This is a genomic window from Pedobacter sp. (assembly GCF_039594775.1).
Lineage (GTDB): Bacteria > Bacteroidota > Bacteroidia > Sphingobacteriales > Sphingobacteriaceae > Pedobacter.
Genome location: NZ_JBCNMT010000002.1, coordinates 1 through 16,780, shown reverse-complemented (window position 1 = coordinate 16,780; position 16,780 = coordinate 1). Strand labels below are relative to the sequence as shown.

The 16,780-nt window shown below is 39.8% G+C and carries 12 protein-coding genes; 3 read left to right on the top strand and 9 right to left on the bottom strand.

All coding sequences use genetic code 11. The features are described 5' to 3' along the window. Nucleotides 1-24: 24 nt before the first annotated feature. Nucleotides 25-2,319: a TonB-dependent receptor gene (locus tag ABDV71_RS06240; protein ID WP_343531579.1), complete on the bottom strand. Its 2,295-nt coding sequence runs from the start codon at nt 2,317-2,319 to the stop codon at nt 25-27. 316 nt (nt 2,320-2,635) lie between these two features. Here ABDV71_RS06240 and ABDV71_RS06235 point away from each other — a divergent pair, with 316 nt between their 5' ends. Further along, nucleotides 2,636-3,685, top strand: coding sequence for a hypothetical protein (locus ABDV71_RS06235; RefSeq protein ID WP_343531577.1), 1,050 nt, complete (start codon nt 2,636-2,638; stop codon nt 3,683-3,685). A 409-nt stretch (nt 3,686-4,094) separates the two neighbouring features. Here the strand turns inward: ABDV71_RS06235 and ABDV71_RS06230 are convergent, their stop codons facing one another. From ABDV71_RS06230 to ABDV71_RS06200, 7 genes are all read right to left on the bottom strand, one after another. Further along, nucleotides 4,095-5,174, bottom strand: coding sequence for an acyl-CoA dehydrogenase family protein (locus tag ABDV71_RS06230; RefSeq protein ID WP_343531576.1), 1,080 nt, complete (start codon nt 5,172-5,174; stop codon nt 4,095-4,097). A gap of 85 nt (nt 5,175-5,259) precedes the next feature. Then, nucleotides 5,260-5,883 (bottom strand): nicotinamide riboside transporter PnuC, encoded by a 624-nt coding sequence (gene pnuC, locus ABDV71_RS06225; RefSeq protein ID WP_343531575.1) that lies wholly within the window; start codon nt 5,881-5,883, stop codon nt 5,260-5,262. A 425-nt stretch (nt 5,884-6,308) separates the two neighbouring features. Beyond that, nucleotides 6,309-6,749, bottom strand: a complete 441-nt coding sequence (locus ABDV71_RS06220) for a hypothetical protein (protein ID WP_343531574.1) — start codon at nt 6,747-6,749, stop codon at nt 6,309-6,311. Nucleotides 6,750-6,855: 106 nt separating this feature from the next. Then, nucleotides 6,856-9,762, bottom strand: a complete 2,907-nt coding sequence (locus tag ABDV71_RS06215) for a DNA gyrase/topoisomerase IV subunit A (RefSeq protein ID WP_343531573.1) — start codon at nt 9,760-9,762, stop codon at nt 6,856-6,858. A 153-nt stretch (nt 9,763-9,915) separates the two neighbouring features. Then, nucleotides 9,916-10,770 carry a helix-turn-helix transcriptional regulator gene (locus ABDV71_RS06210; protein ID WP_343531572.1) on the bottom strand — a complete coding sequence of 285 codons (855 nt, stop codon included), beginning with the start codon at nt 10,768-10,770 and terminating at the stop codon, nt 9,916-9,918. 61 nt (nt 10,771-10,831) lie between these two features. Further along, nucleotides 10,832-11,410 (bottom strand): ankyrin repeat domain-containing protein, encoded by a 579-nt coding sequence (locus ABDV71_RS06205; protein ID WP_343531570.1) that lies wholly within the window; start codon nt 11,408-11,410, stop codon nt 10,832-10,834. A gap of 95 nt (nt 11,411-11,505) precedes the next feature. After that, the gene (locus ABDV71_RS06200) at nt 11,506-12,834 is read right to left on the bottom strand and encodes an amidohydrolase (protein WP_343531569.1); all 1,329 of its coding nucleotides are present in this window, start codon (nt 12,832-12,834) and stop codon (nt 11,506-11,508) included. Nucleotides 12,835-12,985: 151 nt separating this feature from the next. Here ABDV71_RS06200 and ligA point away from each other — a divergent pair, with 151 nt between their 5' ends. Together ligA and dapA are read left to right on the top strand one after the other, a co-directional pair. Beyond that, nucleotides 12,986-14,998 (top strand): NAD-dependent DNA ligase LigA, encoded by a 2,013-nt coding sequence (gene ligA, locus ABDV71_RS06195; protein WP_343531568.1) that lies wholly within the window; start codon nt 12,986-12,988, stop codon nt 14,996-14,998. A gap of 106 nt (nt 14,999-15,104) precedes the next feature. Further along, complete coding sequence (dapA, locus tag ABDV71_RS06190; RefSeq protein WP_343531566.1) at nt 15,105-15,983, top strand: 4-hydroxy-tetrahydrodipicolinate synthase; 879 nt, start codon at nt 15,105-15,107, stop codon at nt 15,981-15,983. 326 nt (nt 15,984-16,309) lie between these two features. On the opposite strand, the gene ABDV71_RS06185 is transcribed toward dapA, so the two are convergent. After that, entirely contained in the window at nt 16,310-16,486 is a 177-nt protein-coding gene (locus ABDV71_RS06185) for a histone H1 (protein ID WP_113637836.1), read from the bottom strand. Between the last annotated feature and the right edge of the window lie 294 nt (nt 16,487-16,780).

The window sequence follows — 16,780 nt, the reverse complement described above, 5'->3', positions numbered from 1 at the left end:
ATTTAGTTATTAGTTATTTACACGTTAATATTTGTTCCAGTTAAAAGCTAAGCCCAACACATAGGAGCGGCCATAACTATAAGGTACAACTCCACCACCCGAACTGTGTGCTCCGCCACTTGCTGTAGCAGTATTGGTTAGCGTAGTGATATCAAATAGGTTTTTAACCCCGGCATTCAGCATTAAATACTTATTAATGGTTTTATTGATCATTAGATCTGTCCAAGTGAAACTGCCCACCTTGGCTAACCTCACCTCGTTAGGGTTAGCGCTGTTAATTTGATAGCTTGGGCGGCTACCTGTATGCTTAAAGGCTAAACTAACAGCTCCCTTAATTTTAGGTAGTGTGTAGATGACGTTACTGAAAAATTCAGGTGTCCATGAAAATTGGGGGACTTCACTTTTAAAACTTCCTTGGGTTAATTCATTATACCTGCCAATATAAGAGAGGCCAAAGTTTAACTGGAGGTCTTCATATTTAAAGGTGTTGTCGATAGAAAAGCCAGTGGTTTTATATTTACTGATGTTGATCAAGGTAGTTACCGTAGGGTCATTTTCATATTGTCCGTATTCTATTCTATCATAAAAGTGGTTGTAAAAACCTGCTAATGTTGTGATCAGCTGCAAGCGATTATTGCGAAGTGCGTTCCAAGTTAGTGAAGCATCAAAGCTGTTTGATTTTTCAGCCTTTAAGTTTTCATTACCCATTATAGAGTGGCTGGCATCAAAAAAGTCGAAATACAGTTCTCGCAAAGCAGGCGCTCTGAAACCACGTCCATATCCAAGCCTCAAATCAAGTTGCTGGGTTAAATTTAGCATGGCATTTAAAGATGGAACTGCCGCTGGAGCATCGTATACCGAGTTTTTAATCAACCTTACCGCTGGGCGAAGTTTCAATATCCTCAAAGGTTTAATTTCTGCCGAAGCAAAGAAAGCGTAGTCGTTAATTACAGGATCGCCTTTAATTCGTTGTCCCGATGCACCTTCTCTATTGATCTCTATTCCTGGTTGTAGGGCAATGAAGCCTGAAAGTCGGTATTGCAGGGTGGACCTAAACAAAGTAGCATTGAATTTGGCCACGTCCTGTTCGCCGGCACCAGTAGTTAAGCTTTCGGCACCCGTAGCAAAATTGTATTGAGTGGTTTTGGTCTTGCGCTGTAAGTTGGTATAACCTCCAACCATGGTTAAACTCAGCTTCTCATTAAAATTCCAATTGGCATGTAACTGATTGTTAAGCCTATCGGTGGCATAGGTTTGGGTCACTACGGTATAGTTGGGATTAATCCCTCCTCTCGAAGTGATGTCTTCATTTACAAAATCGGCACGGTACCAAATGTTAAATTTGGCATCAGCATAACCTACACGAGCATTTGCCAAATATTGATCTTTAGGTTTCCAGAATTGTGTGGCATTCACCTCATCACGGGTTGACGTTTTAGCGGGCACATTCCATCCCCCGAAGGTGTTATTAGAGAAACCAGCCATGGCACTCCAACCATTATTTCGCCAGTTGACACCGATGTTTTTGTTGTGGCTACCTTTTCCATTTAACGCTTCATATTCATCGCCAGCAGTTTCTTCTTGTATACGAGCAGACACTCCAAATCTGGCCCCGTTCTTTCCTTTAGTGATGATATTGATTACCCCTGCTAATGCATCGGTACCATATACCACAGACATTGGACCTTCTACAATTTCAATTCGCTCTACCGTATTAATATCAATTTGATTAAGTGATTCTTTTAAATCCGAACGATCAACCAAAGGCACACCATCCAATAATATTTTCACATTACGGCCCGACATCCCCATCATTTCCACATTAGAAACACCCAAGGTGAGGTCATTGCTAAAACGGAAACCAAATTCTGTATTTAAAAGCTGTTGGATATTGGTGGCCGCACGGAGCTTGATTTTCTCTTCGCTAATTGTCCGCACTTTATAAACCGCATTTTTCATCGACTGCGGCTCATACTGACCAGTAACAATTACTTCACTTAGCTCATAAGATTTTTCCTTGATTGTGATAGGGGCTAAAACTTTATCGGAAGTTGCTTCTATAGTAAACTCTTGCTCTTGATGAGAAACACCTGATTTGATTACCAGCACCACGCTGCCTGCGGGAACCCAAATGCTAAAATCACCTTCTCTATTAGTATAAGCAATGTTTTTTGTGTTTTTTATAAACAACCCCAATCCCCAAGCGGGCTGCCCATCAGCTGTTAAAATTTTGCCACGCAATTTTACTGTTTGCTCTTGCGCAAAAGCAAAGTTTAGACTTAAAACGAAAGTAACGACTAGAAGTAGAGTATTTTTCACCGACTATTTAGAATAATTATAAATAACTGCGCAATATTAATTATTTATTTAGACTAAATACAAATAATTATAAAAGTTTTTTGAACTGCCTATTTTAATTCACTGAAAAACATCTATTTTAGGGAGATTATTTAATTAGTACACATGTTGATAAGTTAGACCAACTACTTGTAATAAATGATGTACTTTTGGCATATTGGAAAAATCTAACAGAATTGTATGACCATTATGTTTGCGACATTGCTAAGAAGATAAACCTTCTAGAAGGACAGTTTAACAACATAATAGCGTTACCAAATTGAAAAAATTATTAAGGATGAGAATCACGAAGATCGCAAGCTTGATCTTGGTAGCAGGGGCTACCATCTGTACATTTGCCTACTGTACTTCTGACGCGAAGGATAAAAACGGGAAACAAACGGCTAAAAAAACCGACTCTGCTGGCGTAGCCGTGGAAGAGGAAACAAATTTACGTACTCCTGTAGATACTGCTAAATATAATGAACTGGTAAAAACCAATGCCAATGGTGATACTACTGGTAAATGGCCGGTGAAAAACCACCCCATTCCATTGGATGGTGCTATTTTACCGTTTAAACGTATCGTAGCTTATTATGGCAACCTTTATTCTAAAAAAATGGGGGCTTTAGGGGAATACGAACCTAAAACCATGTTGAGCATGCTAGATAAAGAAGTGGCAAAATGGGAAAAAGCTGATCCTAGCACACCTGTACAGCCTGCTTTACACTACATAGCGGTAGTTGCTGCTGGTGATCCAGGTAAAGATGGCAAATACAGAAACCGTATGCCATTTAAGCATATCGACTCGGTATTGGCTATTGCTAAGATGCGTAAAAACATGATTGTATTCTTGGATATTCAAGTGGCACTAAGCACTATTCAGACTGAATTGCCATTATTGGAAAAATACTTGATGATGCCTAACGTGCATTTGGGAATTGACCCTGAATTCTCAATGAAAGGAGGTGTTTTACCAGGTAGAAAAATCGGCACCTATGATGCCAGTGAAATCAATTACGCTTCCGGCTATTTAGCTGACTTGGTAAAGAAACACAACTTGCCTCCTAAGGTTTTTATAGTACACCGCTTTACCAAAAAAATGGTGACTAACTCACAGAACATCAAGCTACGTCCAGAAGTACAAGTGGTAATGCACATGGACGGATGGGGTGAGCCTGATCTAAAACTAGGTACTTACCGTCATTTTATTTACAGTGAACCCGTACAGTTTACAGGCTTCAAATTATTCTATAAAAACGACTTGAAAAAGGCTCCTCACAGGTTGATGACTCCAGAAGAACTTGTGAAATTAAAACCGCGACCAATCTACATACAATATCAGTAGGACGGATGGCCTATTGGGTTAGGGTGTCGAAAAGGAGTTTGTCGCCATTTGGTTAATGGTGTAATGGAACTTCTTTTTGGACACCCTTTCTTTTTTTCCCCTTACTGTCATTTCGAATGAAGTAAAACGAATGAGAAATCTCCTTAATACCTGAATTTACTTTAAGATTCTAGCCTATCTCGTTCATTTGATTAAAAATATAACCAGATAGACACATAGACATATTTCACCAGTTATAGTGGATAACTTTTAAAGAAGAATCCCCTTTTGCTAATGTTGTTTAGTTCACGATGTGCCTATGTGGTTCATTTAAGACAAATACCTAATCCCATTTAAGATTCCCGCCTACGCGGGAATGACGTTAGGAACATTATGCCCATTGCGTCCGAGATGAGAAGCATGATAAAAATTAAAAAGTCAACAAAGCGTGTTGGCTTGCGGTATGCAAATCTCGCCAAACCCTATTCAATTCTGTTTCTCTTTTGGCCGCCTCTAAACCAGCATACGGATAAAGGGCATCTACCACAATTCTCGATTGATGGGCAAGCTCTCTACTTAACCTACTTACTTCTTTTAACACCTCTTCGGCTATCTTACCTTCGTTAAGCAATTGATGCCACGAAACGTCAAACGCTTCATAAAAATGCTCTCTAATGGTAGATAATGTATGTTTCCCTTTTGCTAATTCCTGTTCAAAATAAGTGACCTGCTCCGGACTGTACCGCTTAAAGCCTGAACGATTGAAGAAGCTATCCCCCACCAAGTCAACAAACCTACGGGCCATCCCCAAACTGTTCACTGCCAATGTAGTTTCAGCCAGTTGCAGGAAAGGGTAATTGAAACCTTCATCGGCCACTTTTATTTCGGTATTGATCTTAAACGAACGATTGGCGGGAACCTCTATATCATGGACATCGAAAGCATGGCTTCCTGTGGCTACCAAACCAAAATAAGACCAACCTGACAAAATCTCTACTTCATCTCTTTTCAAAATAAACGACTTAATGATCGGATTTTCGTCTTCATCAAACAAATCGTTCCCCTGCTCATCCTGCAATAGGCAATTAGCCGTAAAAATAGTGGCATGTAAAGCCCCGCTTGCATATTTCCAATGCCCATTGATGCGGTAACCTCCATTTGCTTTTTGTGCGGTGCCTCCCACTGCTCCACTACCCGCAAAACAAACCTTTCGATTGGTAAAAATCTCTGCAGCCAAAGTGGGGTCTAAAAAACCGGCAAACCAAGCAGCACCACTACATAAGGTTACGGTCCATGCCGTACTCCCATCCACATAGGCCAAATCCTCTTCTATTCTTAAAATTTCTGGAAGTTTTTTACCTGGTCCTCCATATGCTTGGGGTACGTAAAGCTTAAACCACTCCTGCTCATAAGCAATCTCCAAAATATCTGGATGCAGTTCTCCAAGTGCTTCCGATTGCGGAGCTAATGCTAAAATGGCTTCCTGCCAAGTCTGTGTGAATTGTTCCATTTGCTGTTGTTTAGGTGATTTGTTTTTTAGTTGTTTTGGGATAAGCGTATACGAGCGTTACTTTTTACTTTTTACTTTTTACTTTTTACTTTTTACTTAATAATTGCTTTTTGTAGATTTTCTTCCAATCGAAATAGCCAAATATGGCAACGATGAATAGGAATAACGTGAGTAGTGCAAACATCACAAAGTTTTTATGCCACATCAGTGGAATGGCTACTATGTTCGACACATTCAAAAAAATCCAGTTTTCTATTTTACGACGGGCCAAGAGCCACATGCCCGCCCAAGCAGTTGAGGAAACAAAGGCATCTAAAATAGGGACATCAGAATTGGTGAAATTAACCAAAGCAAAATACAGTACAAAATATCCTCCTATAGCAATAGCAAAAGCAATCTGCAATTCCTGTTTAGTAGTCCAACTTACAGTTACTGCTTCCTTTTTGGCCAAACGTTTCGACCAAATGACCCAGCCGTAAATGCTCATCACCAAATAGTACATGCTCAACAAGCTTTCGGCATACAATCTGGCATTTAGCTTCAAATAAAGTGATAATAGTATACCGATAATGCCGGCGGGATATAACCAAATGTTATTTCGCTTGGCCAGTAATACTTCTGTAACCCCAAAACCAACGGCAAACCATTCCAGATAGGTAGTTGCCTTTACTTGCTCCACAAACAAACGGAGCATTTCCTGAATTTCCATTCTCAATACATTTTGCCAGAGGCAATTAAAAAATCATTGAAAACTGTTTTCAGGGCGAAACAGTAAACGGCTTAACCTCTTTTCCTTTCCCTACGTCGGCATTACCCGCATCAGGTGCGTTTTTGAAGTTAAAAGTTAACATTACAGCAGTGCTGCCTTTAAATGCTCAACTCTGACTTCAAAAACTGGGTATAATCTCAGCCTGCTATTATTGAGTTAATGAGCAAGCACCCCTTTGAGTAAGGCAAAGATATAAAAATATGCTATTGGAGACTTATGAAGTTTCGAAAGATATTCGCTAAACTTATTAAATGCATTTAAATGTATTCGACTGGATCAGGCTGATTAGCCAAAATTGAACTGGAATTTGGTCAGGAGACTTACGAAGTTTTAAAAACTTCGTAAGTCTATCTAGGAATAAAGCTCTAACTACCTGTAGTTCTTAAATTTCCTGCAACAGGAGGGGGATTTCCACGTCCTCCAATACCATCGAAATTAAAATATCTAAATTTATATTCACTATCAACAACTAATGTAACGTCAGCCTCTATTTGATTAGATTTGGCGAACAGTATGAATTTATAGTATTGACCATTAAAGGATATGAATTTAATCTCTCTAATTTCCCCCATCATCATGCCATAAACCATTTTCATATTTTTTGTAAAAATATCTAAACGAACTTTATCCCTATAGAATGGTGCATACAAATCATATGCTTTTTGATAATCTTGTTTATTGAAACAAGCTACCCATTTTCTTAAGACGCTGTCCACTTTCTCATTTTGAGCATACAAGCTGAAACTAATCAGGGAAAACAACACTACAAAAACTATTTTTTTCATTTCTATCAAAAGTACTTTCAATTAATCACGTTTATCAAAATACTCTTCGACAAGCTCAGACTGACAAACTAAGAAATAGGTGACTTACGAAGTTTTAGAAACTTCGTAAGTCTGTCCAATAAGTAATCTAAAACAAAGAACCCTGTCCTTTATCATCTATTTTAATATCACCTGGATTGGTAATCTCAAATGATATTTTCTTTTTCTGTACCGGAGGCTCTGTTCCTTCAGCAGCTGCGGCTTCTGGTTTCGGTTCCTTTGCAGGTTCATCTACAACCAAAGGTTTAGCCGCCGATTTAAACGTTGGCTTTGGTTTTTTGGGTTCCTCATTAGACTGCTGTTCTTTGGATTCAAAAGTAGGGTTGTCTTCATTAGGCTCAGGGCTTACTTCTTCTACCTGAATTTCATTAACTGTTCCTTCAGTACCTTCTTCAGTTTCCTCACCTTCTTTGTTTGGATCAGTATGCACTTCAACCACTTCAAAATGCGAATCTTCCAAATGGTCTATCCCTATTTCCAATTCTGCATCAACCAAAGTAATATTCTTAACCGTATGTGGTGTTAGCCTATTTCCATTAGCTTTCCAGCCTTTAACGTCAATTAAGCCGGCCAATTCAAGTTCAAGCGTTTCTGGCGTTTTGGTTTTACCCTTTTCCACATCAACAGTTAGCCTGGCATCAGTTTTACCGGTAATGAAAACCATTTTCGAACCATTTTCCTCACTGATAAAGCTTACCACCTTACCTATGGGCTGCACATCAAAAACAAATCGTTTTACGAAATAATTTTTGGCCTTGCCATCATAATGTACTACACCATAAACATGTTCGGCATTAAATTTCTGCATCAGCACAATGCCTTCGTCAAAGTGATTATTCAGTTCAAAGGTGCTCAGCTCATAAGTCCCATTACTGTATACCTGTAAAATCTTATCATCTCCATCAAACTCACCCAGGTACCTCCCTCTGCCATCAACGTTCAAACGTTTCAAGATATCATCATACCATATTTTAATGCCCGACAGTGTAGAAACTCCCTTAGATTTTAACAATACTTTTTTGATAGGGAATTTCACTACAATATTACCCATTGACCCACGTCCCTTAATGGCAATATTAGCAAAATCAATATCAATGGCTAGTTTTTTTAACTTAGAGTGCGGTTTTAATTGTACGCTCACAATTTCGGCCTCACCATTAGGATTGGCCGTAAAGTATAGCACTTTTGAGCCTTTGGTACCTTTAGTTAGATCATATTCCTTATCGCGGGTTACACCAACTACAGAGAAACGCTTGATATAACTAATACCGCTTCCGCCATCCTTATAGATCATATTGTAAACCGTGCGCTCATCCCCCTTTTTAAACACTTGGGCATGGATAATATGCTTACCTACAAAAGTTTTATCAGCTACCTTGGTGACTATAAAGCGACCATCTTCACGGAATACAATGATTTCATCAATATCCGAACAATCGCCAATATATTCGTCCTTTCTCAGACCGGTACCAATAAAACCGTCTTCGCGGTTCATGTAAAGTTTCACATTGGCCAAAGCAACCTTCGCCGCCTCTACTCTGTCAAACAGTCTAATTTCGGTTTTACGTTCACGACCTTTGCCATATTTAGCTTTGATCTTCTCAAACCAAGCAATGGTATAATCAGTTAAATGACGTAAATGGCCACGCACCACCTTCATCTCATCTTCTAAAGCCTTCATCATTTCATCCGCCTTCTTCACATCAAAACGGGTAATGCTGCTCATCGGCTTATCGATCAGCTTTTTAAAGTCCTCAGGTTGAATTTCGCGATATAGAGAAGCCTTAAATGGCTCAAACAAACGATGCAAAACCTCCACTACTGTATCAAAATCTCCAGAATTTTCGTAATCTGGATTTTTGTACATCCCCTCTTGGATAAAGATTTTCAGTAAAGAGCTGAAAAATACACGTTCTTGTAGCTCGTGCAAACGAATTTCCAACTCCTGTTTCAACAAAGCTTTGGTGAACTTCGTATTCTGCTCTAGGATATCATTAACGCTTAAAAAATGGGGCTTATCATCCTTGATTACACAGGTATTTGGCGATATGGAAACCTCACAATTAGTGAAAGCATATAGCGCATCAATGGTCACATCAGGCGAAATCCCTGGAGCCAAATGCACTACAATCTCTACATTGGCCGCCGTGTTGTCCTCAATTTTCTTGATCTTGATCTTACCCTTATCGTTGGCCGCTAGTACGCTATCGATTAACGATCCAGTGGTGGTGCTATAAGGAATTTCGGTAATCACCAAGGTCTTTTTATCACGTTCGGTAATTTTAGCACGTACCCTAATTTTGCCTCCACGCTGACCTTCGTTGTAATTAGAAAAATCGGCCATACCACCAGTAAAGAAATCGGGCAGGATGTTACTTCTATTGCCCCTCAAAATCTCTATCGACGCATCCAATAGCTCATTGAAGTTGTGAGGCATGATTTTGGTAGCCAAACCTACCGCAATCCCCTCGGCACCTTGCGCCAATAACAAGGGGAATTTTACAGGTAAGGTAAGCGGCTCATTGTTACGGCCATCATAACTTAATTGCCAAACCGTAGTATCAGGATTAAAAACCACATCGTTGGCAAATTTCGATAAGCGAGCCTCAATGTAACGAGGCGCAGCAGCACTATCGCCAGTAATAGGATCGCCCCAGTTACCTTGGCAATCAATCAGCAAATCCTTCTGGCCAATCTGCACCATCGCATCCCCAATAGAGGCATCCCCATGCGGGTGGTACTTCATGGTATTACCAATTACGTTGGCCGCTTTGTTAAAACGCCCATCGTCCATCTCCTTTAGCGAGTGCATGATGCGGCGCTGTACAGGCTTAAAGCCATCATTGATGTGCGGTACCGCCCTATCCAAAATTACATACGAGGCATAGTCCAGAAACCAATTTTCATATAAACCATTGATAGGAATCACGGCATGTTTATGTTCCTGCTCTTCGGGCAAATTGGTCTCATTTAGGTCGTCCAGTTCTTCACTCATGTGCTAAAAAAGTTTTTGGGATGCGTAAATATAAGATTTGATGCCCATTTAAAAGAGATAAGTTTTAAACAACTGCATAAAAAACCTTGCTGCAGCTACTTAGGAAAGGATAATGAGACGAAAAAGCGGTATCATGAAAGCACCAATTTCCAACTAGTGATCCTCCCTAAATTCAGAAGGTGTCATTTCAGTTAGCGCCTTAAAAAACTTGGTAAAACTGGCGTGATCATAAAAATTTAGGTCGTAAACAATATCTTTTACCGACATTTCCGAAACTTTGAGCAATCGCTTTGCCTCCAATAAAATCCTATCCTTAATTAAAGAGGAAGCTGTAGTATTCAAGCTTTTTTGGCAAACCACATTCAAATAATTTGCCGAAATATGAAGTTGATCAGCATAAAAAGAAACGGAGCGTTGTTGCTTAAAATGTTCTTCTACCAATTTCAAGAAATTAGCGATAACGGCATTGGAGTGAAATTTTTCTACATCCCTATAATTAGCATCAATCACTTTGCTAACCAACAGGCCAATGACCTTGCTCCTTGCCTGAACAAGCTCCCAAAAAACGTTGTTCGTTTCCTTCAGTTCAGCCTGGATAGATTTAAACTCAAGCAAAAGTGCTTCAAAAATAGTTTCGGGAACCTCAAGCACCGGATGACTTTGGTAGTATGACGTAGAATATTGTAAGGACGACCAAAATATTTCAAACCACTTTCTACTGATCATCAACTGATAGCCTATAGTACCCTCCTTAATATCCCATTGATGCACTTGATTTGGGAAAACCAAATGTACTTGCTGGTCCTTAATTTCATAACTCTTAAAATCAATAGCGTGCTCGCCCTTTCCCGTCTCAAACAAAATGATGATAAAGAAATCGTGTTTATGTGGTTTAGCGATGTAGTTCTTTCCCCGCAACTCATGAAACAACAGGTCACGAGTTTGATCGGAATGCGTACTGAATTCTTGGATATTCAGCAAAGGAAAGTGATCAGATTTCTGCCCCATGAGTGTTCGGTTTTTTGCTAAATATAACAAAAACCGAAAACCAATCTAATATATTCCTTACTTACTCCAGCAGTCGAACGATTTCCTGATACCCACGGTTTTTGGCATGTTGCAGAGGCGTAATGCCATCTTTATCCGCTATGCGCAAATTAGCGCCACCCTCTTTTAAGATTTGTACAATTTGTTGATACTTTTTACTGCCATCGCCTAAAATCACAGCTTCTAATAACCCGGTCCATCCTAAACGGTTAATATGGTCTACAGGAAAATCTTTCGTATCTACCAAAATCTTTACAATGTCTACATGCCCACGCTCGCAGGCCGGAATAAGTGCGGAACCATGGTATCGATTAAAAACGTCAAAACGAGCACCGCTTGCCAGGTATAATTTAACCAAAGCAGTTTGTCCACTGGCACCTGCATATAAAAAAGGGCTATCCAAATTATCTGCTTGCATATTCACATCGGCACCATGAGCAACCAATAGTTGGGCCATCTCCAATTGCTGATTTACCGTAGCGATCAATAACAAACTTCGTTTATTATTATCCTGCGCATTCACCTTAGCTCCTTTTTGCAAAGCATTCTTTACCCCCGCTAAATCGTTACGCTCCACTAACTCAATGATATCTTGCTTCATTATCTCTTTTTTAAGATTCAAGTGATTGGTTTGCTGACATGGACCAAGCAAACTGTACGACAACAGGATTAACATCATTTTCATCGTGCTTATTTTTAAAACACCTTATTTCCTTCGTAAATCAGGGACTTTACGTCCGAAATCCTTGAAACAGCTTCCGCTGAACAGCTCGCATCAAGAAAGGCCAAATTTGCCTTGTCCCCTACCTTTGGCCATTGCTGCTCGCCCTTATCCGTTAGCGGCAATACGTTGGCGGTGGCCAATCCCAACATTCTCGATAATTGAAACTCGGTAGAATAGCCATATAACTGAGCAGCTAAATTTGCCTTTTGTAGTACGCTACCTGTCCCAAAGGTATTCCAATGGTCTACAATACTGTCGTTGCCCGTCAACACCTCTACCTTATATTTCATTAAAGTTGGAATAGGCATTACCAAACTTCCAAATGGAATGGTTGAAACCACTCCTATCTTCGCTTCAGCAAGCTTCTCAGCAAGTTCCTCCTGCTTAGTTTTATTCACCCTCCCTAAAGCAAAGCAATGGCTTAAATAAGTCTTTCCCTTTAAAGCAGGATTTTCGTTCACTTTCTTGATCAAATATTCGATGGTTTGCACGCCCGAATCGCCAGTCTCATGCAAATGGATATCAATACCCTTTTGATGGTCCAAAGCCAATTGTACCGTAAAGTCCATGGTTTTTTCAATAGCCCCATCCACATTAAATGGATCAAGCCCACCAATGAAATCAATAGCTGTTTTAGCTGCTTCTTTTAAATAAGGGACAGAATCGGTATAAAATACGCCATGTTGTGGAAATGCTACCAATTCGGCTCCGAACTCTTTCTTTTTATGTTCTAAGGCAATTTGAAGGTTTTTCAAGGATTCCAACTTAGAAGTTGGTTCAATATTGACATGGCTACGGGCAAATGAAGTACCTTTAGATTGCAATAGTTCTATCAACTTTTCGGCCTTATGGGTAGAATTTTTCAACATTTCGGGCAGCATTTGCTGCTCCAGCGCAATCATGCCCTTTACACCGCCCGTTCTTCTTTTAACGGCCTGCCAATGGTCACCATAAAAAGTTTTATCCAAATGAATGTGCATATCCTTAAAAGAGGGCAGCATCAAATACCCCTTGGCATCAATGGCATTTTTTAAATTGGGCTGGTTAGTACCGACCTTCACAATTTTACCTTTATCAATCTCTATGCAAAACAAATCTGTTTTAGTAGCAGCTACCTCTCCCTGTTCATCGTATGCAAAACCGGTTTCCAAACGAACATTCTTAAGCGTCAGCTTTCCATCTACAGAAGTCGTTACTCTTTGCTGTTGGTCGTGAGCACCAGCTATTTCAGGAGCCAATACTAAACCAGCTACTGCAAAAGCAGAATTCTTGATAAAATTTTTGCGTGATATACCGTCCATCGTTTATCTATTTTGAACACAAAAATAACTTAAGCACCTTCAAGTACGTTGTACATTTTATGCCAAAATCTGTACAATTCATTTCAGGAGAAATAGATCACAAGCATAAATCTTCTTTCAACCCTAAACCCCTTTTTCTTATCTTCGTGCTATGTCAATGTTTGCGATAAAAGATAAAATGGATGCGCTGGTCAATGAGCTCAACCAACATACCTACAACTATTATGTTTTGGCCATGCCAACCATAGCCGATTACGAGTTTGACAAGAAATTGGAAGAACTGGCCAAATTGGAGCAAGAGTATCCAGAGTATGCAGATCCCAACTCACCTACGCAAAAAGTGGGGGGCGATATTACCAAAACCTTCAACACGGTAAGGCACAAATGGCCCATGTTATCATTGGGCAATACCTATAACGAGCAAGACCTGAGAGATTTTGACGAACGCGTACGCAAAGCCATTGGTGATGATTTTGAGTATGTGTGCGAGCTCAAATTTGATGGTCTTTCCATGAGCCTTACCTACGAGCATGGAGTATTGGTACGTGCCGTAACCAGAGGAGATGGCACACAGGGCGATGAAGTGACGGCCAACATTAAAACCATCCATTCTATCCCCCACAAAGTTAAGGGTGAAAACATTCCCGAAACCTTTGAGATCAGAGGCGAAGTATTTATGCACCGAGCAGCTTTTGAACGTTTGAACAAGGAACGCGAAGAACTGGGTGAAGTTCCCTACGCCAACCCACGCAACTTTGCCGCAGGAACTGTGAAAATGCAGGACTCCAAAGAAGTAAAAAAACGTCCGCTAGATTGTTTTCTTTATGGACTTTATACGGATAAACAAATTTTTAAAACCCACTGGGAAAGCTTAGAGGCAGTAAAACAATGGGGCTTTCATGTATGCGAGCACACCAAATTAGCTGGGAATATCGAAGAGGTTTTAGATTTTATCCATCATTGGGACGAAGCACGCTTTAAGTTAAGCTATGATATTGACGGGATTGTAATTAAAGTGAATAACTATGGCCAACAACAGGAATTAGGCTTCACGGCCAAATCACCTCGTTGGGCGATTTCGTATAAGTACAAAGCTGCCGAAGTACAAACAGTGTTGGAAAAAGTAACTTATCAGGTAGGACGAACTGGCGCCGTTACCCCGGTAGCCAATCTAAAACCAGTTGTGTTGGCAGGTACTACGGTAAAAAGAGCAACGCTCCACAATGCTGATGAAATTACACGTTTAGATCTGCATGAAGGCGATACCGTTTTGGTTGAAAAAGGAGGCGAAATCATTCCGAAAATCATTAAGGTAAACCTCGATTTACGCAAGCCAGGCACAAAAGCTATCCATTTTATTGAAAATTGCCCTGAATGCGGTACGCCACTTATTAGAAAAGAAGGTGAAGCCGCTTATTATTGCACTAACGAAGATGGCTGCGGCCCACAGATTGTTGGGAAAATACAGCATTTTATTGGTCGCAAAGCGATGAATATTGACGGCTTAGGTGATGAAACCATCGAAACCTTTTACAAACGTGGATTGGTTAGACACATTAGCGATCTATACAAGCTAAGCGAAAAGGCTGACGAGCTGAAAGCCATCGAACGTTTCGGAGAAAAATCCATAGAAAACATGCTGAAAGGCATCGAACAATCAAAGCAAATGCCTTTTGAAAAAGTGCTGTTTGGTTTGGGCATCAGATACGTTGGTGAAACGGTTGCTAAAAAACTAGCCAAGGGCGTAAAGAATATCGACAACCTAGCAGCCGCATCTCTAGAAGAACTTACCGCTATAGATGAAATTGGTGTACGTATTGCGGATAGCATTAACGAATATTTCGCAAAAAACAGCAACGTTGCGCAGATAAACGAATTGAAAGATGCGGGTTTATGCTTTGAAGTCAAAGAAAGTTCAAATAAGCCCCAAAGCGACAAATTAAATGGAAAAACATTTGTAATTTCGGGTGTTTTCGAGAAATACAGCAGAGACGAACTGAAGAATTTGATCGAAGAAAATGGAGGTAAAATTTTAAGCAGTATCTCCGCAAAACTCGACTTTTTAGTGGCCGGTGATAATATGGGACCATCTAAATTGGAGAAAGCCACCAAGCTGAACATTAAGATGATTAGCGAGGATGAACTGGAAGAAATGATTGGTTGAGAAACTTAATTTTGAATGAGTGAGTTTTGAATGAGTAAATAATTAATAATGAGTATAGCCCATTCAAAATTCTATCATTCAATAATTCAATAATTAATAATATATAATGAACAAATTTCACGGAACAGGTGTAGCAATGATCACACCGTTCAACACCGATGGCTCGGTAGATTATCAGGGCTTAGAGCGCCTGATCAATCACTTGGTTAATGGAGGTACAGATTATCTCGTGTCTTTAGGTACAACTGGCGAAACTGCCACATTAAGCAAGGACGAGAAGAAGAAGGTGTGGGAGTTTACCGCTGAAATTAACAATGGCCGCTTGCCTTTAGTAGCTGGTATTGGTGGCAATGACACTTTGGGCGTTGCCGAAGAAATTAGGACTTTTGAAAGCAATGGCTATAGTGCAATCCTATCTGTAAGTCCTTATTACAATAAACCTAATCAGGAAGGTATTTACCAACATTACAAATACCTAAGCGAAACAAGTACATTACCAATCTTGCTTTATAATGTACCAGGCAGAACCGGTTCTAACATGTTGCCAGAAACAACCTGCAGATTAGCACACGACTTTAAAAACCTTATCGGTATTAAAGACGCGGCAGGTTCATTTGACCAATTTAACCAAATTATGAGAGATAAACCTTCAGATTTTATGTTGATCTCTGGCGATGACCCTGTAGCGCTACCAATGATGTCTATTGGCGCCGTTGGTGTAATTTCGGTAATTGGTAACGCTTTGCCTAAGCAATTCTCTGATATGATCAGATTGTGCTTAAATGGCGAATTCGCAAAAGCGACACCAGCACACTTAAGCCTGCTTGAATTTACAAGATTGTGCTTTGCAGAGGGTAATCCAGTAGGTGTAAAATCTGCTTTGAAACAACTTGGCATTTGTGGTGACGATGTTCGTTTACCATTGGTTAAAGCTACCGCGAGCTTAAATGCTGCCATTGCTGAACAATTGAAACAGTTGGCCTAGAAATTAAGCCATCACCAAATAGAAAAGCCCTGATTGATTTGCAATTGGGGCTTTTTCTTTGCCCTCTCGTCATTTCGACGATAGGAGAAATCTAGCGACTTGGGAAATAATGTTACGGCCAGATTTAATTTCGCAGCAGCATCCCGCGAGATTTCTCACTTGCGTTGGAAATGATGGTTAACTGCATATAATTAAGCCTCATTAGTTTTTGAAACCTACGAGGCTTGTACTAACATTCGAAATGACGGCAACACCGATATAAAATAGCTAGAAAAGAAAAAAGCGCCTTGGTCAGGGGCGCTTTTTCTTTAACAATGCGTTTAAAATTAAGCTTTGTTTTTAGTTTCTTGCACTTCTAAGCGGATGCTTTGAGCTAAGTTTTTCAAATCCTGCATACCTTTACGTACACGTGTTCCAGCTGCGCTGTTTGACTTGTTGTAAAATTTGTCCACATCAGCTTCTAAAGCTGCTACTAGTGCCTTTACTTCAGCAAATTTTTTCATTTTTAAAATACTCCTATTAGTTTTTAAGGTTTTGATTAATACTCTATTACTAATGTAAGAGGTTTATTTTAATAAAAAAACTTTTGTCAAAAGAAAAAATGAGGGTTTGTGCGTTTTTTTTCCACAAAACCGACACTTATGAACAGCAATTCACTGTAAATCAAAGCTTCATAAAAAAAGCCTCGGTTTTCCTGAGGCTTTTTGAGTTTCTATTTTATTCTGGCGAAGAGAACCTATTCTCTTGATAATAACCACGTTTCAGCTTTTCTGACACTTCACTAAAGGCATCTAGCG